This is a genomic window from Flavobacterium sp. RHBU_24, assembly GCF_046613695.1.
GTDB lineage: Bacteria > Bacteroidota > Bacteroidia > Flavobacteriales > Flavobacteriaceae > Flavobacterium.
In genome coordinates, this window is record NZ_JBKJHD010000012.1 from 39,271 (window position 1) to 63,643 (window position 24,373).

Annotated in this window: 20 protein-coding genes and 1 tRNA gene; 5 read left to right on the top strand and 16 right to left on the bottom strand. The window is 45.1% G+C overall.

The genetic code is table 11. The features are described 5' to 3' along the window. Positions 1-9: 9 nt before the first annotated feature. The 9 genes from murG to mraZ all read right to left on the bottom strand — a co-directional run bounded on the left by murG (position 10) and on the right by mraZ (position 10,293). Entirely contained in the window at positions 10-1,101 is a 1,092-nt protein-coding gene (gene murG, locus ACLI09_RS12530) for an undecaprenyldiphospho-muramoylpentapeptide beta-N-acetylglucosaminyltransferase (RefSeq protein WP_411419965.1), read from the bottom strand. Between the two features lie 99 nt (positions 1,102-1,200). Beyond that, positions 1,201-2,511, bottom strand: a complete 1,311-nt coding sequence (locus ACLI09_RS12535) for an FtsW/RodA/SpoVE family cell cycle protein (RefSeq protein WP_411419966.1) — start codon at positions 2,509-2,511, stop codon at positions 1,201-1,203. Positions 2,512-2,559: 48 nt separating this feature from the next. Then, complete coding sequence (gene murD, locus ACLI09_RS12540) at positions 2,560-3,891, bottom strand: UDP-N-acetylmuramoyl-L-alanine--D-glutamate ligase (protein ID WP_411419967.1); 1,332 nt, start codon at positions 3,889-3,891, stop codon at positions 2,560-2,562. A 2-nt stretch (positions 3,892-3,893) separates the two neighbouring features. Next, positions 3,894-5,120, bottom strand: coding sequence for a phospho-N-acetylmuramoyl-pentapeptide-transferase (mraY, locus tag ACLI09_RS12545; RefSeq protein ID WP_411419968.1), 1,227 nt, complete (start codon positions 5,118-5,120; stop codon positions 3,894-3,896). An 8-nt stretch (positions 5,121-5,128) separates the two neighbouring features. After that, on the bottom strand, positions 5,129-6,589 hold the full coding sequence (locus tag ACLI09_RS12550) for a UDP-N-acetylmuramoyl-L-alanyl-D-glutamate--2,6-diaminopimelate ligase (protein WP_411419969.1): 1,461 nt from the start codon (positions 6,587-6,589) through the stop codon (positions 5,129-5,131). Further along, positions 6,589-8,595: a penicillin-binding protein gene (locus tag ACLI09_RS12555; RefSeq protein WP_411419970.1), complete on the bottom strand. Its 2,007-nt coding sequence runs from the start codon at positions 8,593-8,595 to the stop codon at positions 6,589-6,591. Before ACLI09_RS12555 ends, ACLI09_RS12550 begins: the two co-directional genes overlap by 1 nt. Beyond that, positions 8,586-8,933 (bottom strand): FtsL-like putative cell division protein, encoded by a 348-nt coding sequence (locus ACLI09_RS12560; protein WP_411419971.1) that lies wholly within the window; start codon positions 8,931-8,933, stop codon positions 8,586-8,588. The genes ACLI09_RS12555 and ACLI09_RS12560 overlap by 10 nt, the downstream gene beginning before the upstream one ends. Before the next feature lie 3 nt (positions 8,934-8,936). Further along, positions 8,937-9,842 carry a 16S rRNA (cytosine(1402)-N(4))-methyltransferase RsmH gene (gene rsmH / locus ACLI09_RS12565; RefSeq protein WP_411419972.1) on the bottom strand — a complete coding sequence of 302 codons (906 nt, stop codon included), beginning with the start codon at positions 9,840-9,842 and terminating at the stop codon, positions 8,937-8,939. Next, complete coding sequence (gene mraZ / locus ACLI09_RS12570) at positions 9,820-10,293, bottom strand: division/cell wall cluster transcriptional repressor MraZ (RefSeq protein ID WP_411419973.1); 474 nt, start codon at positions 10,291-10,293, stop codon at positions 9,820-9,822. Before mraZ ends, rsmH begins: the two co-directional genes overlap by 23 nt. Positions 10,294-10,702: 409 nt before the next feature. Between mraZ and ACLI09_RS12575 the strand changes: the two genes are divergently transcribed. Beyond that, the gene (locus ACLI09_RS12575; RefSeq protein ID WP_411419974.1) at positions 10,703-11,473 is read left to right on the top strand and encodes an alpha/beta fold hydrolase; all 771 of its coding nucleotides are present in this window, start codon (positions 10,703-10,705) and stop codon (positions 11,471-11,473) included. A 218-nt stretch (positions 11,474-11,691) separates the two neighbouring features. On the opposite strand, the gene ACLI09_RS12580 is transcribed toward ACLI09_RS12575, so the two are convergent. Further along, complete coding sequence (locus tag ACLI09_RS12580; protein ID WP_411419975.1) at positions 11,692-12,321, bottom strand: LuxR C-terminal-related transcriptional regulator; 630 nt, start codon at positions 12,319-12,321, stop codon at positions 11,692-11,694. A gap of 75 nt (positions 12,322-12,396) precedes the next feature. Further along, on the bottom strand, positions 12,397-13,203 hold the full coding sequence (gene nadE, locus ACLI09_RS12585; RefSeq protein ID WP_411419976.1) for an NAD(+) synthase: 807 nt from the start codon (positions 13,201-13,203) through the stop codon (positions 12,397-12,399). 82 nt (positions 13,204-13,285) lie between these two features. On the opposite strand from nadE, the gene gldB reads away from it, so the two are divergent. Genes gldB through ACLI09_RS12600 form a run of 3 tightly spaced genes read left to right on the top strand, consistent with a single transcriptional unit; the run spans position 13,286 to position 15,081 of the window. Continuing rightward, positions 13,286-14,263 carry a gliding motility lipoprotein GldB gene (gene gldB, locus ACLI09_RS12590; protein ID WP_411419977.1) on the top strand — a complete coding sequence of 326 codons (978 nt, stop codon included), beginning with the start codon at positions 13,286-13,288 and terminating at the stop codon, positions 14,261-14,263. Beyond that, positions 14,263-14,601, top strand: coding sequence for a gliding motility protein GldC (gene gldC / locus ACLI09_RS12595; protein ID WP_411419978.1), 339 nt, complete (start codon positions 14,263-14,265; stop codon positions 14,599-14,601). The genes gldB and gldC overlap by 1 nt, the downstream gene beginning before the upstream one ends. A 6-nt stretch (positions 14,602-14,607) precedes the next feature. Then, positions 14,608-15,081 (top strand): GNAT family N-acetyltransferase, encoded by a 474-nt coding sequence (locus ACLI09_RS12600; protein WP_411419979.1) that lies wholly within the window; start codon positions 14,608-14,610, stop codon positions 15,079-15,081. A 56-nt stretch (positions 15,082-15,137) separates the two neighbouring features. Here ACLI09_RS12600 and yihA read toward each other — a convergent pair whose 3' ends face one another. From yihA to ACLI09_RS12625, 5 genes are all read right to left on the bottom strand, one after another. Further along, the gene (gene yihA, locus ACLI09_RS12605) at positions 15,138-15,758 is read right to left on the bottom strand and encodes a ribosome biogenesis GTP-binding protein YihA/YsxC (protein WP_411419980.1); all 621 of its coding nucleotides are present in this window, start codon (positions 15,756-15,758) and stop codon (positions 15,138-15,140) included. 126 nt (positions 15,759-15,884) lie between these two features. Continuing rightward, positions 15,885-17,867 (bottom strand): DNA primase, encoded by a 1,983-nt coding sequence (gene dnaG / locus ACLI09_RS12610; protein ID WP_411419981.1) that lies wholly within the window; start codon positions 17,865-17,867, stop codon positions 15,885-15,887. 108 nt (positions 17,868-17,975) lie between these two features. Next, on the bottom strand, positions 17,976-19,403 hold the full coding sequence (locus ACLI09_RS12615) for an SDR family oxidoreductase (RefSeq protein ID WP_411419982.1): 1,428 nt from the start codon (positions 19,401-19,403) through the stop codon (positions 17,976-17,978). A 194-nt stretch (positions 19,404-19,597) separates the two neighbouring features. Beyond that, positions 19,598-20,680, bottom strand: coding sequence for a hypothetical protein (locus ACLI09_RS12620; protein WP_411419983.1), 1,083 nt, complete (start codon positions 20,678-20,680; stop codon positions 19,598-19,600). Between the two features lie 99 nt (positions 20,681-20,779). After that, positions 20,780-20,850 (bottom strand) — tRNA-Gln (locus ACLI09_RS12625). A 146-nt stretch (positions 20,851-20,996) separates the two neighbouring features. Here ACLI09_RS12625 and ACLI09_RS12630 point away from each other — a divergent pair. Next, complete coding sequence (locus tag ACLI09_RS12630) at positions 20,997-24,287, top strand: DUF2723 domain-containing protein (RefSeq protein WP_411419984.1); 3,291 nt, start codon at positions 20,997-20,999, stop codon at positions 24,285-24,287. Positions 24,288-24,373: the final 86 nt, after the last annotated feature.

A 24,373-nucleotide genomic window follows, 5' to 3' on the forward strand; every position in this document is an offset into this window, starting at 1 on the left:
CTAAGCAGCTTATTTTAGCAACTTGACTATCTCCTCAACTATATCCTTTGTGGCATTTGGCTTTGCCATCTTCTTTATATTCTCTCCCAGTTTTTGCTGCTTCTCTGCGTTGCTTATCAAATCGGCAAACACAGGCTGAAATTGCGTATCCAGCTGGGCTTCATTGAGCAGCAGCGCGCCGTATTTGTTTACAATGGCCTGGGCGTTTTTGGTCTGGTGGTCTTCAGCCACATTAGGCGACGGTATAAAAATTACCGGCTTGCCCACCAGGCAAAGTTCTGATACAGATGATGCCCCCGCGCGTGATATTACCACATCGGCCGCGGCATACACCAAATCCATCCTGTCTATGAACGACAACACCTGGATGCCTTCTTTATCGCCATGGTGGCGGTACTCTTCAAAATAAAATTTACCAGACTGCCATATTATCTGCACATCCTGCGCCTGAAGCCAGGTAAGCTCTTTTGCGATAAGCTGGTTTATACGGCGCGAACCCAGGCTTCCGCCCAGCACAAGCAGGGTCTTTTTATCAGGGGTAAGCCCAAAGCGCTGTATGCCTTCTGCCCTCTTGGTCTCGGTGTCCATCAGGTCCTGCCTTACGGGGTTTCCGGTAAAAACAATCTTCCCCGCAGGGAAAAACCGCTCCAGCCCGTCATACGCCACGCATATTTTTTTGGCAAGGCCACTCAGCCACTTGTTGGTTATGCCCGGGTAAGAGTTTTGCTCCTGTAACACCGTGGGCACGGCCATTCCTGCTGCTGCCCTTAGCAACGGCCCGCTGGCAAAGCCTCCGGTGCCTATAACTACATCGGGCTTAAACTCTTTAACAATCTTTCTCGATTTTATAAGGCTGCTCATCAGCTTTAGCGGGAACAGCGCGTTATCAAACGTAAACCTGCGCTGCAGGCCCGCTATCCACAGCCCTTTTATTTCGTAGCCCGCCTGCGGCACCTTCTGCATCTCCATTTTGTCCTGCGCGCCTACAAACAGTATCTCACAATCAGGAAAACGCTCTTTCAATGCATTGGCAATAGCCACAGCCGGGTAAATGTGCCCGCCAGTGCCGCCGCCGCTTAATATGAATTTATGTTTTCCCATTTTTTATAAATCTACTGAGCACCTTAGCTCTCAGAACATTCCTTTTTTTTATTTATAATCTGTTTTGCTAAGAAGCTTAGCAGCTAAGCGGCTAAGCCGCTATTTCCCCATCACCGCCCGCATAGGGTTTACAGCTTCTTCTATAGAAAAGGCTGCCGGTTGTTCCAGCCCCAGCGCTTCGGCTTCTTCACGTTGTTTTTCACGCAAAATATGCTCGTCTATAATTTGTTGCAGGGCAGCTTCGCGGTCTTCTTTTTCCTTTAGCTCCTGCGCTATCTCTTCTTCTTTTTTGGTCACGCTTATAATGATTCCTATGGCAATACACGTCATCCAGATACTACTTCCCCCGCTACTGATAAGCGGCAGCGTTTGCCCCGTTACCGGAAGCAGTTCTGTAGCCACACCCATATTAATGAGCGCCTGGAATATGATGGGGAAACCGAGCCCTACAATAAGCAGCTTACCAAAAATTGACTTCGCCTTATGCGCTGATACCAGGAACCTGAAAAACAGCATCAGGTAAAGGAACAGCACCACAAGCCCGCCTATCAGGCCATATTCTTCTACTATGATAGCAAAGATAAAATCTGACGACGATTGCGGCAGGAAGTTCTTCTGTACGCTCTTGCCGGGGCCTAAACCGTATATCTGGCCGGTTGCAATGGCTATCTTGGCTTTTTCTATCTGGTAATCGTCTTCGTTTGGCGTGTCGTCAAAAAAGCTGTCAAGGCGGCTCATCCAGGTGTCAACCCGGTTTGGCATCGCATCGGGAAACGCCTTGGCAAACATTACAAACAGCAGCAGCATAGTAATACCCATACCCATTATCATTAGGAGATACTTCATAGGATAACCTCCTACAAACACCAGCATCGCCACCATACTAAAGATAAGCGCTGCGGTACTAAAGTTGGCCGGTAGTATAAGCGCCAGTATAATAAACACAGGTATCCACAATTCAATGAACGACGATTTAAACGTAACTTCTTTACCCTCTACCTTTGCCAGGTAACGCGCCACATATACCATAAGCACGATCATGGCCAGCGCCGAGGTCTGGAACGTAACGCCTATAAAAGGCACTTTTATCCAGCGGCTGGCATTAGCGCCGTCTATTACCGTACCCTGGAAAAACGTGTACACCAGCAGCAAACCCACTACGGGCAACAGCACCTGCGAAAGCGCCCTGTAATAGTGGTAAGGCACTCGATGTACCATATAAATTAGGCCAAAGCCGATAAAAATATGAACGAGGTGCTTAACCAGGTAGCCAATGGTAGAGCCCTTGCCGATTACATACACAAGCTGCGAGCTCGCGCTGAAAACCGGCATGAACGATATAAGGGCCAGCAGCATTACAAATGCCCAAATGCCTTTATCCCCTTTAAGGTTAGTGATTAATTCTTTCATTTTCTATCTATTTTTCATGCTGTAGAGATGCAATGTGTCTCTACAGTGTTACAAATTTTGCACGGCCTGTTTAAACTGCCTGCCACGGTCTTCATAGCTCTCAAACAAATCAAAGCTTGCACACGCCGGAGAAAGGAGTACAACATCGCCCTTTTCGGCCATCCTTTGTGCCATTTTTACCGCTTCGGCCATACTTGTGGTTTCTGCAATTACATCTACCACATTGCTAAACGCGTTTATTATTTTCCGGTTGTCTAAACCCAGGCATACAATAGCCTTTACCTTTTCGTTTACAAGGCCCATAATTTCGTTATAGTCATTGCCTTTATCTACACCACCCAATATTAATATGGTAGGGGCGCTCATGGTATCTAATGCATAATGGACCGAGTTTATGTTAGTGGCTTTACTGTCGTTTATATATTCTACGCCCTGTATTTTTAATACCTTCTCAAGCCTGTGCTCTACACCCTGAAAATTAGAAAGGCTCTCCATTATCGTCTTCTTACGTATGTTTTTAAGCTGTGCAACGCTTATGGCCGCCATCGCATTCTTAACATTGTGCTTTCCTTCCAGCGATAGTTCGTTTATTGGCATGATAAATTCGTGTTTCTTTAATTTGCTTACAATGTTATTGTTTTGTACATATACCCCTTTTTTATTTTTCCCTGAAAGCGAGAAGGGAATTAACTGCGCTTTCACTTTATTTTTACCAAGCCACTCATTTATGGTTTCATCATCTGCGTCATACACTAGGTAATCGTGTTTGGTCTGGTTCATTGTTATCCTGAACTTGGCTTCGATATACAATTCATACTTATAATCATACCTGTCCAGGTGGTCAGGGGTTATATTGGTTATTACCGCTATGTGCGGGCGGTACTCCCTTATCCCGTCAAGCTGGAAACTGCTAAGCTCAAGTACATAGCCTTCGCGCTTATTCTCGGCAACCTGCCAGGCAAAGCTTTTTCCTATATTGCCCGCCAGCCCTACATTCAACCCACCTTGTTTCAACAGGTGGTGGATAAGCATGGTGGTTGTGGTTTTACCGTTGCTACCCGTTATGCCTATCGTCTCCACTTCGTTAAACGGGTTGGCAAACTCTATTTCAGATATCACCTGGATGCCTGCTGCCTTCAGCTTTTTTACTATCGGCGCCTTATCCGGTATACCGGGGCTTTTCATCACTACATCAGCATTTAGTATCAGCGCCTCTGTATGCTGCTCCTCTTCCCATTCGAGCTTATTAAGTGCAAGAACTTCTTTATAATTACTTTTTATCTTCCCGAAATCAGAAACAAATACCTCGTACCCTTTCTTTTTCCCCAATATGGCAGTACCCACACCGCTTTCTCCGCCTCCTAATACCACAAGCCTCATAACTATCGTAGTTTTAGTGATACTAATGAGAATATGGCCAGTAGTATGCCTACAATCCAGAAGCGCGCTACGATTTTACTCTCGTGGTAGCCTTTTTTCTGGTAGTGGTGGTGCAGCGGCGACATCAGGAATATCCTTCGGCCTTCGCCAAACTTCTTCTTAGTGTACTTAAAGTAGCTTACCTGCAATACCACGGAAAGGTTTTCTGCAAGGAAGATACCGCACAGCACGGGTATCAATAACTCCTTTCGTACCGCCAGGGCCAGTACGGCAATGATACCGCCTATGGTAAGGCTGCCCGTATCACCCATAAATACCGATGCCGGGTAGGTATTGTACCAAAGGAAACCAATGAGCGCCCCCACAAATGCCGCAATATACACCGTCATTTCGCCGGAGTTAGGGATGTACATTATGTTCAGGTAATTACTGAAAATGATATTACCCGACACAAAAGCAAATATACCCAGCGCGAGCACCGCTATGGCGCTGGTGCCTGCCGCAAGCCCGTCTATACCATCGGTAAGGTTGGCACCGTTCGATACTGCCGTGATAATAAAAATCACTACCGGTATAAAAATGATCCAGGCCCACTTAGTATAATCGCCACCCATAAAGGCCAGCACTTCTGCATAGTCTAATTCATTATTTTTAAAGAACGGAATGGTGGTAGCTGTAGATTTCTCTTCTTTGGGTGCCTGCGAAACCACAGTACGCCCTTCCTGGAAAATATCTACCCTTGAGGTATCGGTACGTATGGTTACTGCCGGGTGAAAATACAACACATATCCTACTATAAGCCCCAGCCCTACCTGGCCTACTACCTTAAACTTGCCTTTAAGGCCTTCTTTATCTTTTTTATTAATCTTTAAATAATCGTCTATAAAACCTATAGTACCCATCCAAAGGGTAGTTACCACAAGCAGCATTACATACACATTGTCCAATCGGGCCAATAGCAGCACCGGAACCAGTGTAGAGAAAATAATGATAAGCCCCCCCATTGTGGGCGTACCTGCTTTTTGCGTTTGGCCTTCAAGGCCCAGGTCGCGCACGGTTTCGCCTATTTGCTGCCGGCGCAGGAAGTTGATGATGCGTTTACCAAAAATGGTAGATAGCAGCAGCGAGAGTATTACCGCTAACCCGGAGCGGAACGTAATATACTGGAATGCCCCCGCACCGGGCAGGTCCCAATGCCTGTCTAAATACTGAAATAAGTAATACAGCATATTTTCCGCTATTTGTTTAGTTGGGTTAACATTTCCTTTACCACTTCCATATCATCAAAATCATACTTCACTCCTTTTATCTCCTGGTAAGTTTCATGGCCTTTGCCGGCTATGAGTATAATATCGTTGGGCCGGGCCAGCTGGCAGGCTATCTTTATGGCCTGCCTACGGTCTATAACCGCAACCGTTTTTTTATAATTCTGGGGTTCTACGCCCTTTTCCATATCTTCAATAATCTCTTCGGGTACCTCGCTGCGCGGGTTATCGCTGGTAAATATGGCCCGGTCGCTCATGTTGCTGGCTATGTGTGCCATAACGGGGCGCTTGGTCCTGTCCCTGTCGCCGCCGCAGCCTACAACCGTTATAAGCTGCTCGTTGCGTGTGCGTATATTCTCTATTGTGCTAATTACATTCTCAAGCGCGTCTGGCGTATGGGCATAGTCTACAATGGCCGTAATATTATTAGGCGACACAATGAACTGGAACCTGCCGCTTACACTTTCCAGCTGGCTCATAAGGCGTAGTACCTCACGCTCCTCAAGGCCAAGGTTAACCGCCGTGGCATAAATAGCAAGCAGGTTATAGGCATTAAACGTACCTATCAGTTTTACCCAAACCTCTTCGCCGTTTATCTTAAGCAGCAAGCCACTAAGTTGGTTTTCCAGAATCTGGGCTTTATAGTCAGCATACGTTTTTAGCGCATAGGTAAGCTTTTTCGCTGCGGTATTCTGCAGCATTATAATGCCATTCTTGTCGTCAACATTCACTAAGGCAAAAGACGCTTTAGGCAGATTATCAAAGAACTTCTTTTTTACATCACGGTATTCCGCAAAGCTGTTGTGGTAATCCAGGTGGTCGTGGCTCAGGTTTGTAAATATGCCCCCGGCAAACAGCAAACCGTCTGTACGGTGCTGGTGTATGCCGTGCGAACTTACCTCCATAAAGCAATACTCGCAGCCTACTTCTGTCATTTCCTGCAAATAGCGGTTAATGCTCAGCGAGTCGGGCGTGGTATGTGTTGCCGGATATTCTTTTTCGTCAACCATTACCTTTACTGTACTCAATAAGCCGGTCTTAAAGCCTGCATTTTTAAACAACTGGTACAATAAGGTTGCAATAGTTGTTTTGCCGTTAGTACCGGTTACACCTACCAGCTTAAGGTTTTGCGAAGGGTTACCATAATAATTAGCTGCCATAAAAGCCAGCGCGGCATGGGCGCTTTTTACTACTACATAGGTTACGCCATCTGCCTCGTTGTCCTGTAATGCTTCGCACACTATGGTGGTAGCGCCCAGGCTTATTGCCTTTTGTATATATTCGTGCCCGTCGCTCAGCGTGCCTTTTATAGCAACAAAAGCATCGCCAGCCCCTATCTTACGCGAATCGAACTCCACCTTTGCCACAGGGATATCCGTTGGGCCTTTTACCTGCTCAATGGCTACCTTATATAATATGTCGCGTAACAGCATCACGATAATTTGAGTATTATTTTCTGGTTCTTACTAAATGCACCACCCGGTGTAAGCGACTGTTTTTTTACTTTCCCAACGCCTATCACTTCTACTTTGAAGCCCATATTGCCCAGTAGCGCTACAGCATCCATGCCCGGCATGCCTACCGTATTGGGAACCCCTTTTTTGGCTTTATTTTGCTTATCATAGTACGAAGCGTACAATTGCTCCTGTTTTTTAATATCCTTATCAAGCTGCTTTACCTTATTGGTAGAAGGCACGTCGGTAAATATTTTCTGCGCTATCCTGCGGAATACCGGCCCGGATACGTCAGCACCAAAGTACCCTTTAGCAACATGGGGTTTGTGTATTACTACAATGCAGCTGTACTGCGGCTCATCGGCGGGAAAATAGCCCACGAATGATGACGAGTAGTACATACTGCCGTTAGTCTTGCCGCCTTTACCGTAGTTAACCTGTGCCGTACCGGTTTTGCCAGCCATGCTAAAGTTGGGCGAATACAGCTTAGAGCCTGTACCGCGCTTTACCACATTTTCCATAACAGCCTTAACCTTGTCTATCGTTTCCTGGCTGCACAGCTTAGGATTTATAACTTCTTTATCAAATTTCTTAACGCTCTTGTCCCAGGCTTTGATTTCCTGTACAAACAGCGGGCGTACCATTTCGCCATTATTGGCAATACCGTTATAAAATGCCAGCGTTTGCAGTGGCGTAAGTTTAAGGCCGTAGCCAAAACCCATCCAGGGCAGCGACACACGCGACCACGATTTATCTTCCGGTTGCGGAATCCATGGCTTACCCTCACCCTTTAGGCTAACACCCAACCTTTTGTTAAGCCCAAAGCCGTTAAGGCGCTTTACGAATTGCTTAGGATCATCCTTAAACGTTTCATATACCGCCTGCACCAGGACCGTATTGCTGGAAAGCTCAAAGCCCCTTGCCAGCGACACCTTGCCATATCCGCCCTTATGCGAGTCGCGCACGTGGCGACCGTGAATGGTAATGTCGCCACCATGGCTGTCATATACATTGCTTGTATCTACCCGGCCGTCTTCCAGCAACGCCACAAGCCCGGCAAGTTTAAAGGTTGAACCCGGCTCCTGGCTTTCGCCAACAGCATAGTTTATGGTTTCATAATAGGTGCTGTCTGCCGCTCGGCCCAGGTTGCTTATGGCCTTTACATAGCCGGTCTTGGTTTCCATCACCACCACGCAGCCGTGGTCTGCCTCATAATATTCCAGCTGCTTCAGCAGGGCGTGGTGTGCAATATCCTGTATATACACATCTATGCTGCTTACCACATCAAGCCCGTCTACCGGTTCTACTTCGTTAATATCGCTTATGGGCCTCCATTGGCCTTTTGCTATTTTTTGCATCATGTGGCGGCCATCCTTACCTTTAAGGTAATCGGCATAGGCGCCCTCAATACCCACATACAGCATCTGCCCGTCAAAATCTACACGCTCATAGCCTACAGTACGCTCGGCTATCTTGCCTATGGGGTGCTGCCGCACTATCTTTTGCTCCGTAATGATGCCACCTTTGTAGGCACCCATCTTAAATAACGGGAAGGTTTTAATACGCATCATTTCGCTGTAGCTAAGCCCTTTAGCCACCTGCATATACCTGTTTTTATTAGTAACCGCGCGGCGGAACATTTTGTAATAATCTTCTTTCGGCTTACCAAACATTACTGAAAGCGAATCACACAAGCCTTCAAGGTTTTTATTAAAATCTTCTTTTTTAGGCGCCAGCGCGTCAAAACGGATGGTGTAGTGCGGTATAGACGTAGCCAGCAGGCTGCCGTCCGCACTATACACATTGCCCCGGTTTGCCGGTATGGTAAAATTTTTAACCGTGCGCTCCAGCGCCAGCTTTCGGTAATAGTCGCCGTCTACCCACTGTATATTAGCAAGCTTAACAGATATAAGGACAGCCATCACAAAAATTGTGAAGGCTACTATGTAAATCCTGAACGAGATGTTTTTGTCTTCTAGTCCCATAGCTTTTCCCAAAAATTTTTATCCTTAGGCTCCTGTACTACTATTTTTTTTGGCGGTACAGGCGAGGGGTATATGCCCCGGCTCTCCATTTTTGCCGCCACTGTACTCTCCATTTTTAACTTCATCAGCTCACTGCGCTTGTCTACAAACTCGGCGCGCAGCTCTTTAATTTCGGTTTCCAGCGCGCTCATGCGGTAGAGCTTTTGCTCATAGTTGTGCGAGTTGGCTATCATCAGCATTGCCATAAGTATCAGGAATACTATAAAGCGCCAGTTCCTGACAGACCCATGGTCTACCAGGTATTTTGCTTTTAGTAAACTGTATACTCCGCCTTTCATTACTTATTTCTTTTCTGCCACCCTCAGCTTTGCGCTGCGGGCCCTGTTGTTTATCTTAATCTCCTCATCCGAAGGGATAATCAGCTTTTCAATACTTTTAAAAGGCACTTCAAAATTCCCGAAGAAATCGCGCTCCGGCTCACCTTCAAACATGCCGTTGCGCATGTAGCGCTTTACCAGCCTGTCTTCCAGCGAATGGTAGCTTATTACGCTAAGCCTGCCGCCGGGCCTTAGTATCTCCAGCGACTGCTCTAAAAAATCGCGCAGCACATCCATCTCCCTGTTAACCTCTATGCGTATGGCCTGGTAAATCTGGGCCAGTATCTTATTACTCCTGTGTGCCGGCAAAAACCGTGAAAGCATGTTTTTAAGGTCACCCGTGTTGTTAATCGGCGCAGTAGCCCTTGCCGTTACAATTGCGGAAGCCAGCGCTGCCGCATTGCGCAAATCGCCGTATTCAAAGAACATTTTTTTTAAGGCCGCCTCCTCATATTCGTTTACTACCTTAAAAGCGTCAAGCTCATTTTTTTTACTCATCCTCATGTCTAGCCCGGAATCAAATCGTGTACTGAACCCGCGCTCTGCCACATCAAACTGGTGCGACGACACCCCCAGGTCAGCCAGTATTCCATCCACTTCTTTTACATTATAGAACCTGAGGTACCTTTTTATAAACCTGAAATTTTCAGGTATCAGCACAAAACGCGCGTCGTCTATTACATTTGCCTGGGCATCCTCATCCTGGTCAAAACCGAATAGCCTGCCATCAGGCCCCAGCCGTTTCATGATTTCGCGGGAATGGCCGCCTCCGCCAAAAGTTACATCCACATAAACCCCATCAGGCTTTATATTAAGTCCGTCTACCGTCTCCTTAAGCAACACGGGGTTATGATATTCCATCTTCGTCATCGGTTATATTACCCATTACATCTTCCGCCAGGTTCGCAAAATCTTCATCCGAAACACTTATCGAAGCCTCGTAGCGGTCTTTGTCCCAAATCTCAACAATATTAATTGCAGATGACAATACCACTTCGCTTGTAATACCCGCAAACACGGTAAGGTCTTTCGGTATCAGCAGCCTTCCGGCAGCGTCCATTTCCAGCACCCTGACTCCTGCGGTAAATGCCCTGATAAAGTCATTATTTTTTTTAACAAAGCGGTTAAGCTTGTTCATTTTCTGCATTACCTTATTCCATTCCGCCATCGGGTACAACTCTAAACATTGCTGAAAAACCGAGCGTTTCAATACAAAACCTTCACCCAAACCTTCATGCAATTGCTTCTTCAAAGGAGCAGGCAGCATTAGCCTTCCTTTGTTATCAGCCTTACATTCATATGTTCCTATAATGGTATTCAAGCAGTTAGGATTGAGTTCATTTAAAAGCAAATATAAAATAATTTTACCATAATTTCCCACTTACTACCACATTGTTAATAAGTTTTACCACAGTGTTACCACCGGGAAGTTTTTAAGTATTCTTAAATATTTGTTATAGGTTTAGACAAAATGCAGCTATAGCCGATGAACTGGCGATTTAATGATAAATTCTGTAATAATTTTTAAGACGCTTTGCAAATTAGACAGCAGCGAAGTAGTAACAACCACTGTACAATTTTATAGGTAATTTAACATTCAGACTACAGCAGGGCGCTAAAATTAGCAAGGACTGAAACCTCAATTTTAAGCCAAATAATACACAGCAAAAACTGTTGTAAATGATAATACCCCTATATTTGTACCGTTTTAAACCGATTTACATCCTGATATGGAAAACAATCACGACGAGGGCAAATACCACTATTATGAAGCCGGTGAGGGTACCCCGATAATTATACTGCATGGGCTTATGGGAGGCCTGAGTAACTTTGACGGCGTAGCCGAATACTTCCCTAAGCATGGTTTTAAGGTGGTAATTCCGCACCTGCCCATATATACGCAAAGCCTGCTTAAAACCAATGTAAAAGCCTTTGCCCGCTGGGTTAAGGACTTTATTACCTATAAAGGCTTTGACCGTGTAATACTACTGGGCAACTCACTGGGCGGGCACATAGCCCTTTACCACACCAAAATGTACCCCGAAAAAATGCTAGGGCTTATAATAACAGGTAGTAGCGGCCTTTATGAAAGCGCCATGGGCGATAGTTACCCGCGCCGAGGCGATCGCGAGTATATAAGAAAGAAAGCCGGCGATGTGTTTTACGACCCAGCCATAGCTACAGAGGAAATAGTTGATGATGTGTATGCCATGGCAAACGACCGCATAAAACTGATAAAAACACTTACCATAGCGAAGAGTGCCATAAGGCATAATATGGCAAAGGACCTGCCTAAAATGCACGTACCCACCGGGATTATATGGGGCAAACAGGATGGTGTAACACCGCCGCATGTGGCGGAAGAGTTCCACAAGCTATTACCAAACAGCACATTGTACTGGATAGACAAGTGTGGGCATGCCGCAATGATGGAACACCCGGATGAGTTTAACCGACTGATGCACGAGTGGCTTTTAAAGACGGGACTGGCGAAGCAGTAATTTCAGCCTTTGATTTAGATTTAGCTTCACGTGGTAAAAAGTGGAGGAAATAATTCTGACGAGCCAATATATATAACCAATCACGCTTATATGAGTACTTACTGGCAAAACAAAAACGCCCCTAAAGGGCGTTCTGTGTCTTGTGCGTTTTTGTCCAGTCTTAAAAATTCGGCTTAATTGCGTAATTTTGTTGTTTCCTTAGCTTTGTGGTTTTTAACTTAAACAATATCGAGGGTCTTTGCCTTATTTACGAGGTCTACCAGATTAGTTACGTGCAGCTTTGTAAGCAGGCGCAGCTTGTAGGTACTAATGGTTTTTTCGTTAAGGTCGAGCAGCAGGGCGATTTCTTTGTTTTTTTTGCCCTCGCTCAGGTAGCGCAGTACCTCAATTTCGCGTGATGAAAGCTTGCGGTACAGGCGTTCGCTCTTTTTACCTTTGTTTAGTAGGGCAAGGTTCTTTTTAACGGCATCGCTAAATACAATTTCGCCATCGTTCACTTTTTTAATTGCACTTTCCAGTTCTTCCATTTTGGCGCTTTTGTGCACATAGGCCGATACTCCCGCTTTAAGCGCGTTAGGTGCATAAATTTGCTCTGCCAGGTTGGTAAAAATAACAACTTTGGTTTCAGGAAAATCCTTAATCAGGCTTTTTACACTGCTTATACTGGTAAGTCCCTCCAACTCAAGGTCTACTACAGCCACATCAGCGGCTTTTTTACTCAATACATCAAGGAGGCTCTCTAAATTGTTTACCACACCCACAAAACTTATCTGTGGATTGTCGCCAAAAAACGACTTCATCCCATAATGCACCACAGGATGGTTATCCGCCAGGCATAATTTGATCATAACACTATATTTTTGTGGTTTATATAGTAGTAAAGTTAACCATTAGTTTCTTAAAGTATTGTGAATGAAAGAATTTTATGTCAAATTTAAGGGAATTGTACAAATGGGTATGGGTTGCATTTTATGCTGGTTATTTGTATTAAACCTTTTGTAGATATCAAACACCTCTTTTTCACGTCCCTCAAAATCATTGGTCGTTTTACCAAATTCTGCCTGCTGCATAGCCCATTCAAGTTCTTCATAACTTGCGCCTATCTGGTCTTCATCGCTTCGGTCATCGCCAAAAAGCCCATCGGAAGGCTTGGCCACCAATATAGAATTGGTTATGCCCAGGTGCCGGGCCAGTATGCGCACTTCTGTTTTTGTAAGATCGGCTATCGGGCTTATATCTACCCCACCGTCGCCATATTTGGTATAAAAACCTACACCAAAATCCTCCACCTTATTTCCGGTACCTGCTACAAGATAGCCGTTAATACCGCCATAATAGTATAAGGCTATCATACGCAGGCGTGAGCGGGTATTGGCCAGGGTATGGTCAGTAAGTGCCTGCGTGGCCGCCTGCGGCACCTGCCCGGTAAAATGTACAAACGTGCTGGTAAGGTCTACCTCAGCCGATGCTGCATTGCTGTATTGTGCCTTGAGCCAGTTAATATGCTCTTTGGCACGGCTCACGTGGCTCTCGTGCTGGTGTATGGGCATTTCAAGGCAAAGCACCGGCAGGCCCGTTTGCGCGCAAAGGGTTGAGGTAAGGGCAGAGTCTATACCGCCTGATATGCCTACAACAAATCCTTTTGCTTTTGCGTTACCTGCATAATCGCGCAGCCAGCCCACAATATAGTCGTTTATGGCCTGTGCCTGAAATTTGGAATGTATATCCATGTCAAAATAAATTAATGGTTGTGCTATATTTGCCATAAAATTAAAGAATACTGTTTAAACATCATTGCAATAAAAAACTAAAATGAGAAAATATATACTGCTACTGCTGGCTGCCCCCTTATTCTTTTCATGTAAGGAAGAAGGTAAAAACGCCGAAGTGGAAGATAAAGTGGCTGAAGTAAAAGTGGACAAGGTTGAGGTAACCCGCTTTGACGACGTGTTTTATGACGCAAAGCCTACAGACATACCCGCGCTTAAAGCAGAGTACCCCTATATGTTTGACCCGCGTGCCGAGGACAGCATTTATGAAAATAAGATTAAAAACCCACTATTACAGGAACTGCACGGCGAGGTAAATAAACAGTTTCCGCCGGGCAGTGATAAGCTTAAGGATGATATTGCAGCACTGTACCGGCATATAAAATATTTTTACCCACAGGCACCACAGCCTAAGGTGGTAACACTTATAAGCGAGATGGACTACCAGAACCGGGTTATTTATACCGATTCGCTGCTGTTGCTTTCGCTGGACCTGTATCTGGGCAAAGAACACCGCTATTATGTAGATTTTCCGGTATACTTAAGGGCCGAATTTGAGCCGCAGCTACTCATGCCTGATATTGTTTCGGCGTTTGCGCAGCAGGCCATACCACCCAGGAAAGACAATACACTGCTTTCGTTTATGATAATTTACGGCAAGGAACTTTATATGAAGGATATGTTCCTGCCGGACACGCCCGATAACGATAAGATAGGCTATACTGCAGAACAGCTGCAATGGGCTAAAAAAAATGAGGCCGAAATGTGGCGCTTTTTTGTTGAGGATAAGCTGTTTTTTGACAGCGACCCTAAACTGCCCAACCGCTTTATAAACCCCGCGCCGTTTAGTAAATTTTACTTAGGTTTTGACAATGAGAGCCCTGGCAGGCTGGGCCAGTGGCTGGGCTGGCAAATAGTAAGGGCCTATATGGAAAACAATAAAGATGTAACTTTGCAGCAACTGCTGGCTACCGATGCCAAGGTTATTTTTGATAATTCTAAATACAAACCCGCAAAGTAATGGCTAACGATACAATAAAGTCTGAAATAAACATACTGGTTGAGCTTGATGCTAACCGCGTACCCGAAACCCTTAGCTGGACCGCCCGCGACGGTGGTGTGGTAAACGAACCCAGCAAAGCGCTTATGCTTAGCGTGTGGGACAGCGCGAAACAGGAAAGCATGCGTATAGACCTGTGGACAAAAGATATGCCCGTAGACGAAATGAAGGTGTTTTTTCACCAGACGCTGGTAAGCATGGCAGACACCTTTAACCGCGCCACCGGCGATGAAAAAATGACCGATACCATGAAGGATTTCTGCGATTACTTTGCAGAAAAGCTGGAGATAAAGAAGTAAATTTTTGTGACTGATGATTTTACAATCCGGAATTTCAGGGCCGAAGATATTGATGCGGTAGTACGCCTTTTCAGGGATACCATACATACGGTAAATGCAAAAGATTACACTAAAGCGCAATTAGATGCCTGGGCCCCCGGAACAATAGACAATGCCCGCTGGTGCCAAAACTTGCTAAATCATTTTACGGTCGTTACCGAAAAGGATGGGGTATTGTGCGGCTTTGGCGATATTCATGAAAACGGGTATTTTGACCACCTGTTTGTGCATAAGGATTTTCAGGGCCAGGGTGTGGCTTCAAAAATTGTTGCTGCAATTGAAGAGCATGCTGTCCAAAAAGATATAAAATCTATTGAAGTACACGTTTCCATAACGGCGTATTCATTTTTTATAAGTAAAGGATATCTGGTAGTGGCTCCGCAAAAGGTAACCTACAACGGGCAGGAATTTACCAACTATGTTATGAGGAAAAGTTTATAGCCTAAAAAGCTCAGTTTTAAGTTGAGCATTTTTTATATGTTATATGTGAGGTTTTATTAAATGAAACCCTGGTTCTTAAAAATACCGTCGTTTACCTCTTCTATAAAGGCAAGTACCTCGTCACGACCTGTAGCCTCGGTAGATGAGGTTACAAAATGCTGGGGCATTTCTTCCCAGCCGTTTTCTATTACCTTTTTCTGGTAGGCGGCTATGTGCTGCTGTGCCTTGCCTTTGCTAATTTTATCGGCTTTGGTAAATATGATACAAAACGGCACTTCCGCCTCGCCCAGGTAGTTAATGAACTCAAGGTCTATCTTTTGTGCCTCATGGCGGATGTCTACCAGTACAAAGGCACACACCAACTGCTCGCGGCGTTCAAAATAGTCGGTTATAAATTTCTGGAAAACCTCTTTGGTTGATTTAGATACGCGTGCGTAGCCATATCCCGGTAAATCTACAAGGTACCAGTTTTCATTTATCTTAAAATGGTTTATAAGCTGTGTTTTACCCGGACGTCCCGATGTTTTAGCCAGGCTGTTGCGGTTAGTAAGCATGTTTATAAGCGAAGACTTGCCCACATTACTACGGCCTATAAAGGCATATTCCGGCAACGGTTCGTTAGGGCACTTGGCTACTTCAGAATTGCTAACAACAAACTCGGCAGTATTTATTTTCATGGCTCAGCAGTATTAAGCCGCAAAGGTAAGCATTTTAAACTAGCCTCTCTTTACGCCAATTTTACAATAACATCCTTGTTAAGGTAGTATTCCCCTACCCCAGCGGAATTAAAACCTGAAATTTCACTAATAAAATGTACTGCGCAGCCTGCTTATTTTACGGGAAAGGTAATTAACCAATGTATTGTAGTCGTTTACGTTTATCAGTATATCCATATTATCGGCCTCGGGGCTTACCTGCATTTTAAGGTCCTGTATAAGGCGGCCCAGCAGTAGCCACCGCAGGTCGATTATATGCTCAGTAGCGTAGGCACTAACGCTCTGGTCTTTATTTTTAACGGGAATCTGCTTTTTCTCTTCCCACTCGTGCAAGTGGTAGCGCTCGTCCTGCATAAAAATATCGGCGGCTTCGGGCTGTAGTTCGGGCGCCAGGGTGTTTAAAAACTCATCTACCACCATTATAGGGTGTGCTACATAATAATCGATAATCGACTTATAAAGGTCGCGAAACAACGGATTAGTAAACCGTATTTCATCTTCCTGGAGGTTCAGGTAAATGCGTTCGTATACCTTGTACGTCTTTTTTTCTGTATATTCATATTCCTTTCCAAACTCATCATACTTTATGTACACATCTTCAAAATCCTGCTCGGTACCGCCATAAAGCAGCAGTATTTCTATAATCTTACGCTCCAGCCTGTCGAGTATGTTTACCCGGTCCGGCATCGCCGTACCCTCGTCAGTTACAGGCTTCATGGTCTCTGCCTGTCGTTCTTCCCTATTTTTTTTATTGGCTTCGGCAATGTCTTTGGTTACCAGTTGGGCAAGCGTACTCACCAGCACCTGCTCGCTAATGTCCATAATGCGTGACACCTCCTGCACATACACTTCACGCTGTATACGGTCGGGTATCTTGGCAATACTGCCTACCATATCGCGTATCAGCCCGGCTTTTTTAACGGGGTCGGCCTTGGCCTCATCCATCAACAGCGATGCCTTAAACTGTATAAAGTCTTTCGCATTATTTTCAAGGTAGTTTTTGAGTTCGTCATGGGGCGTGCGTTTGGCAAAGCTGTCCGGGTCATCGCCATCAGGAAAGGTACATACCTTTACGTTCATGCCTTCCTCCAGTATCAGGTCGATACCCCGCACCGAAGCACGTAATCCCGCCGCATCGCCATCAAAAAGTACAGTAATGTTCCTGGTAAGCCGGCTAATAAGGCGAATCTGGTCGGGCGTGAGTGCCGTCCCGCTTGATGCCACAACGTTCTCTATCCCGGCCTGGTGCAATTGTATCACGTCGGTATAGCCTTCTACAAGGTAACAGTTATCTAATTTGGCTATCGACTGCTTGGCATGGAAGATACCATAAAGTACCTTGCTCTTATGGTAAATATCGCTTTCGGGTGAATTGAGGTACTTGGCTACTTTTTTATCGTTGCCCAGTATGCGGCCGCCAAACCCAAGCACCCTGCCGCTCATACTGTGTATGGGGAACATAACCCGCCCGCGAAACCTGTCGGCGAGCCTTCCGTCTTCACGCACTATCGTAAAGCCTACCTTTTCAAGGTATTCCAGCTTATAGGCTTTGCCCAGGGCATCTTCGCTAAAGGCATCCCATTTTTCCGGAGAGTAGCCAAGGCCCCATTTTTTTATGGTATCGCCCGTAAAGCCGCGCTCTTTAAAGTAGCTGTACCCTACTGACTGCCCTTCATCTGTGTTAAGCAATGTATTCTGGAAGTATTTTTGGGCATATTCCGCCACCAGGTACATGCTTTCTTTTTCATTGGCCTGCTCTTTTTGTTCGTCGCTTTGCTCGGTTTCTTCTATCTCAATGTTATACTTGCGTGCAAGGTAACGAATGGCCTCCGGGTAGCTCATTTTCTCATGCTCCATTACAAAAGCAACTGCATTCCCCCCTTTTCCGGAACTAAAATCCTTCCATATCTGCTTTACGGGCGATACCATAAACGAAGGCGACTTCTCGTTACTGAACGGGCTAAGGCCTTTCATATTCGTCCCCGAGCGTTTTAAAGTTATAAAATCGCCTATTACCTCCTCTACGCGGGCGGTTTCAAAAACGGTGTCTATGGTATTCTTTGAAATCAATTTTTTGGGTTGAAGCCGTAAAGTTTATAAAGTGGTAACGTAGCCGGACCACAAAGTTACGAAGTTTATACGTTACTAAACAGAAGTTACGCCTTTTCGATATTCAACTTACTTTTCCTTACCCTTAACCAGGTTATTTATAAGCCCGTTAAATATAAAGTAATGAAACGGCAGTACCGAATACCAGTACATACGGCCCCACAACCCCTTAGGACGGAATACGGCGCTCTGGTATAAAACGTCTTTTTTAATTTTAAACTCCAGCCATGCCTCCCCCGGAAGTTTCATTTCGGCGTAGAGCAGCAGCCGTTTTTTCTCTTTGTCGGCTTCCAGCACCCTCCAGAAATCGAGCGCATCGCCCGCCTGTAAATCGGCTTGGCTGGTACGCCCGCGCCTTAAACCTGTACCACCGAAAATCCGGTCAAGAAAACCGCGTGCCTTCCATAAAATATCTCCGTAATACCAACCGGTGACACCTCCTAATGCCCAAATGCGGTTAAGCACATCGGCCTCATCGGTAATTTTGCGCTCCTTTACATCTTTCAGTACACCATACTCAGGGATGGTGATATAACTGGAAAGCTTTTCCTGGAAACGGCTTCCTACCATAGCATCCTTCCAGCTTGATGGTGTACTGTCCTGCTGAATGATAGAGAGTGCCTTTACCATAGCATCGTGGTAACTCATGGGCTGTACGTTTAACAGTTGCGATATGTTGCTTTCACGCCCTATTACTTCAATTTTCATGCTGTCTACCAGCGCAGCAGCCAGCTTGTAGGTAGTGCTGGTTACAAAATACAGCCAGTATGACGATAGTTTTGGTGTCATTACCGGAAGTGTAATAATGGTGCGTTTCAGGCCGCGTACTTTTGCAAATTCAAGCAGCATCTCTTTATAGGTAAGTACATCGGGGCCAAAAATATCGTAGTTGTTGTTAAACAGCCTTTCGTCGCCCGCGGCCCTGCTCAGGTAGAGCAGCACATCGCGTATGGCTATGGGCTGGGTTTTAGTATCAAGCCAGCGGGGCGTTACCATTATAGGCAGTTTTTCTACCAGGTCGCGTATAATTTCAAATGAGGCGCTGCCACTTCCCACTATTATCCCGGCCCTAAAGGTAGTGAGCGCATACTTGCCGCCCGCCAGCGCTTCTTCTACGTGCTTGCGCGATTGCAGGTGTTTAGACAGTTCGTCTTCATTAACAATACCGCTCAGGTAAATTACGTGCTTAAACCCGGCATTGGCCGTATATTTTTTAAAATTCTCGGCGCAGGTAAGCTCGAGCTTGTCAAAATCATCCGAGGACGACATGGAGTGCATTAGGTAGTAGGCCACATCAATACCCGGCGGCAGGGTGACCGATGCATCGTAGGTTAAAAAGTCTATTTCTACAAATGTTATCTGAGGTATTTTTTTAAACTTTTTTGGAACGCGGCCCAGGTCGCGCACGCTGCATACCAGTTCGTGGCCCGCTTCGAGCAGAAACGGGATGAGGCGCTTGCCTATGTAGCCGGTGGTACCTGTTATAAGTATTTTCATGTTAAGCGCATTTTCCATTAAAGATAATTATTACCGATGGGAAATGGGCTTAAACGAATGTTATATCTGTTTTAAAAGGAACTTAGGATCTGAGTTGCTAAGAGGCTTAGGTATTTTGAGAGATTAAAGTTTATAAAGACATAATGTTGTCGGAGGGCAAGTTACAAAGACTGTTACGGTGATTTTTGTGGTTTTTAGGTGCGGGATAAAAACTCATGAGGAATATAAAATTGCGAAATGTTTTCTTTTTTAAGTTCTACCCGACTGCTATCGTAAAAAATTGAATTAACAATATCGTCATTTGCAAAAGGATCCTGATAAATTGTCCTTTTAAAACCCTCTCCACTTTCAAATTCATGAATTAATTCGATGTCTAATTTTCTATTAAAAGCGGGAAAAGAATATCCCACAATAACTAAAACATCTGTTTTACTCATTATGTCTTTTGCCTCTGTTAATGCTTCTGAATTTGATTCCCAGGCATATTTAATGCAGTTATTATAATCAGGATTTTTAAATTGAGTATAATTATCTAACAATCTTTCAAGATAATCTTCAAGACTTAGGCATCTATCCTTATCTACATTTTCGTAATGCTTATCTCCATCATAAAAAATACCTCTGAAACCATTTAAATGTAAAACTTTTCGAGCATGATTCTGATTATCCATAAATTGGATTTTACTATCTAAGTCTTCAAACGAACTTGATGGTCTTGGCAAAAACGAGTCAAATGCCATTTCTAACTGTAAGTCATAATTCCAAGTTATAAAAGATATATTTTCATTCAATTTAGGCTCTCCATCAAGTTTGTTCAAAATCACAGACAATAAACTATAATATCGCTTATCAATCTTGTTATACCTAACGCCTTCAACTTCTTTCAAAAAAAAAGATTTATGTAGAAAATTTTCCCAAATATCAAAATAGACACTTAAGCAGTATTTCAATTCATTAAGCTCTTCGTGGTTGTCTGTTAAATACAATCGTTTTGCATAAATATCTATCGAACCATATTCTTGAGCATGTTCGCCGAAGCTAATTAATTTCAGGCAAAACTCTGTTAATCTTATATCTTTAAATAACTCAGGATAAATCAATTGATTATTTGGTGTTCCATCTCTTCTTGCAACAAAAGTCATAATATAATAAGCCAAATCAATCATCGATTGCCCTTGAGCTTTCCAAATAGGCAATGCCTGATAGCTTGCTCCTGCACCTAAAAAGTAAGTTATTTTAAGCCCCTCTGTTGATGAATATTTTGATAATTCAGACATATCATTTTTTTGAAAGAGCAAGATACAAAGATTGAGGATTATGTGTATATGAAGTATTCCCTAAAATAAAAAAACCTCCCGAAGTGGGAGGTTATTCCGTTGGTCTACTAGGACTCGAACCTAGAACGACTGAACCAAAATCAGCTGTGTTACCATTACACCATAGACCAATCATTTGCTCATTGCGGGTGCAAATGTAGCACATATTTTTTTTAAACCAAATTTTACCCAAAAAAATATTTTTAAAATATTTACGTTATTTTAGTTAGCGTTTTCGCACCTTGTCTAATATAACTTTAACCCACTGCCTGCCAATATGAAACACTTCGACTTTAAAAAAACAAACACCATTGCCGGTTGGCTAATCTTCTCTATTGCCCTGCTGGTTTACAGCCTTACGGTAGAACCCACCATGAGTTTTTGGGATTGCGGCGAATATTTATCCGCTTCAAGCAAACTGCAGATACCCCACCCGCCGGGTGCACCGTTGTTCCAGATGCTGGGTGCCGCAGCGGCTTCGTTTGCCGCCTCGCCGCAGCAAATTGCCCTTACCATAAATATGGTTTCGGTACTGGCAAGCGCGTTTACCATATTATTTATGTTTTGGTCGCTCACGCTTTTGCTGAGGGAAACAACTAAAACTGAGGTTACCGGCCGCAAAAATACCTTTATAGTAGTAGGCGCGTCGGCAGTGGGTTCGCTTGCGTTTTTATTTTCCGACAGCTTTTGGTTCAGCGCTGTGGAGGCCGAAGTATATTCACTGGCCTCGTTATTTATAGCGCTTATATTGTGGGCCGGCCTGCGCTGGGGTGCCGAAATGCACCAGCCGGGCGGCAACCGCTGGCTGTTTTTAATCGCGCTGCTGGTAGGGCTATCGTTTGGTGTACACTTTATGGCGCTGCTTACGCTGCCGTCGCTTGGGCTTATCTATTACTTTAAAAACTATGAGAAAGTAACTATAAAGAACTTTATCATAGCCAACATACTGGTGGTACTGCTGCTGTTTTTTGTATTCGCATTCCTGATGCCCTATACCATGGCATTCTTTGGGAAAACCGAAATTTTTATGGTAAACACCTTTGGACTCCCGTTTAACTCAGGTACCATCATTGCCTTTATAGCGCTTGCCGCCGTATTTTACTATGGGCTGCGCTTTACGCGGAAGAAGCAGCTGCCGCTATACAACAATGTTATCCTTTGTATATTATTCATATTGATAGGCGCATCGTCGTGGATTATGCTGCCCATTCGTGCCAATGCCCACGTAGTGCTTAACGAAAACAACCCGCAGGATGCCGCCGAGCTCCTTGCCTATTACAACCGCGAACAATACCCTGAACAGAAAACCCTTTACGGGCCGCTATATACTGATACCTATTCCGGGCTTGATAAGAACGAACCATATGTAGATGACAAACCAAACTACGAGCGTAACTACACCACGGGAAAGTATGAAATTGTAAACCAGTGGCAAAAGACCAGGCAAAATGGCGATAACGCCCACAAAGGCTTCCTCCCGCGGATGCACCAGGAAGCGAGTGCAGCAAACTATATGGCATTTGCCGGGCCGCCGGAGTTTACAATAGACCCGCAATATGACTTTAGCCGCGACCTTGCCGAGGGCGGTATAGACATTTCTAACTATACGCCCGAAGAAGCTGCTATGGCCATGGGCCAGGCGCGGGGCCAGCTTGAAAAAGTAATTACTGAATTTAAGTCGGCCTATGCACAGGGTGAAATAGGCAACGAGGAGTACGACCAGTTTTTGCGCCAGTATGGCCGCTACCTTATAGTGGAGAAACCGGGCTTTGGGCAAAACATGGCTTTTATGTTCGATTACCAGTTTGGCTACATGTATGCCCGCTACCTGATGTGGAACTTTGCCGGAAGGCAGAACGACGAACAGGGGCTTTATGACAATGCAAACGGCAACTGGATGAGCGGCATTACCGCCATTGACGAGGCCCGCCTGGGTTCGCAGGCCCGCCTCACACAGGACATGCTGAACAATAAGGGCCGCAACATCTACTATATGCTGCCCTTTATACTGGGGGGCATCGGCTTACTATACCACGCCCGAAAAAATGCCAAAAGCTTTTATGTGTTACTTATGTTGTTCCTGTTTACCGGCATTGCCCTTAAGATATTCCTTAACGAAAAACCGTTTGAAGTACGCGAGCGTGATTATGCGCTGGTGGGTTCGTTTTACATATTCGCTATGTGGATAGCATTTGGTGCGTTTGCCGTGTTAAAAGCAGTAGAGAAATATGCACCTGCTATTACTGTAAGGCCAGCGCTGCCTACAGCATTTGCCGCGTTACTCCTTGGTGTACCTGTGCTTATGGCCACACAAAACTGGGACGATCATGACCGTTCTGAACGTTACACCGCAGTAGCTATGGCCAAAGCCTACCTCGACTCCTGCGACCCGAATGCCATACTGTTTACCGTAGGCGATAACGACACCTTCCCGCTGTGGTATGCACAGGAGGTAGAGGGCTACCGTACCGATGTGCGTATAGTATGCACCACGCTACTGCACGCCGACTGGTATATTGACATGATGAAACAACGCGCGTACACGTCGGCGCCGCTGCCCATATCGTTTACGCATAAAGAATACAGGGCCGGTACCCGCGACTTTTTACTGTACAACCCTAAAACAGAAGACCGTATTGATATTGACACGTTTATAAAATTTACCCACCTGGAAGACGAGCGTGCCAAGGCTGAGCTACGCAACGGGCAAATGGCCTATACCTACCCTACTAATAAAATAAGTATACCGGTAAACCGCGATGCCATTATTAAAAAGAAGATTGTAGGGACAGACAAATATGACTCTATCGTAAAACAGCTTGAGGTTAACCTGCCGCAGGATGCTATTTACAAAGGCAATATGGTAATGCTTGACATCATCCGCAACAACAATTGGAACCGCCCTATATACTTTGCAGGGCGTACCAATGACGCGGCCGATTTTGCATGGATGCGCGACTACCTGCAAATGCAGGGTATGGCCTATAAGCTGGTCCCCGTAAAAACGCCGTTTACCGAAGAGAGCAGCATGCTGGATATGGGCTATGTAGATACCGAAAAAAGCTACGATACCGTTAAGAAATGGGACTGGGGTAACATGGGCAGCCCTAAAATTTACCACGACCCGCAAACGCGCCACAACGGCATCGCATTCCGCACCACGATGGCAAGACTTATGGACGCGCTGATTAAGGAAAAGAAAACGGCCAAGGCAAAAGAAGTGATAGACCTGGCCATGCAAAAAATGCCGGTAGACGAATTTGGATTCTATACCCTTGCCGAGCCATTCGCCGGGGGCTACTACCAGGTGGGAGAAAAAGAAAAAGCACGTAAGCTGCTTACCAAATTAACATCAAAATACAAAGACAGCCTGGGCTATTACCGCTCGCTGCCCACGCCTGAGCAAAACAGCGTAGCCCGTAATATTGTTACCGATATAGAGCGTTACCGCAGCCTGCTGCTGGTGATGCAGGAAAACAACGACACCCGGATGTATGCCGAAGCCAAAAAAGATTTTAACGAGTGTAACGGCTGGTTTGCACGTTTCGGGCGGGAAGATGAGATGTAGGCGCCTCTCCCCCCGCCCCTCTCCGAAAGAGAGGGGAGCAGTGTCACTCGTGCCCGAGCGGCGGATTCTGATATAGTAAATTAAAT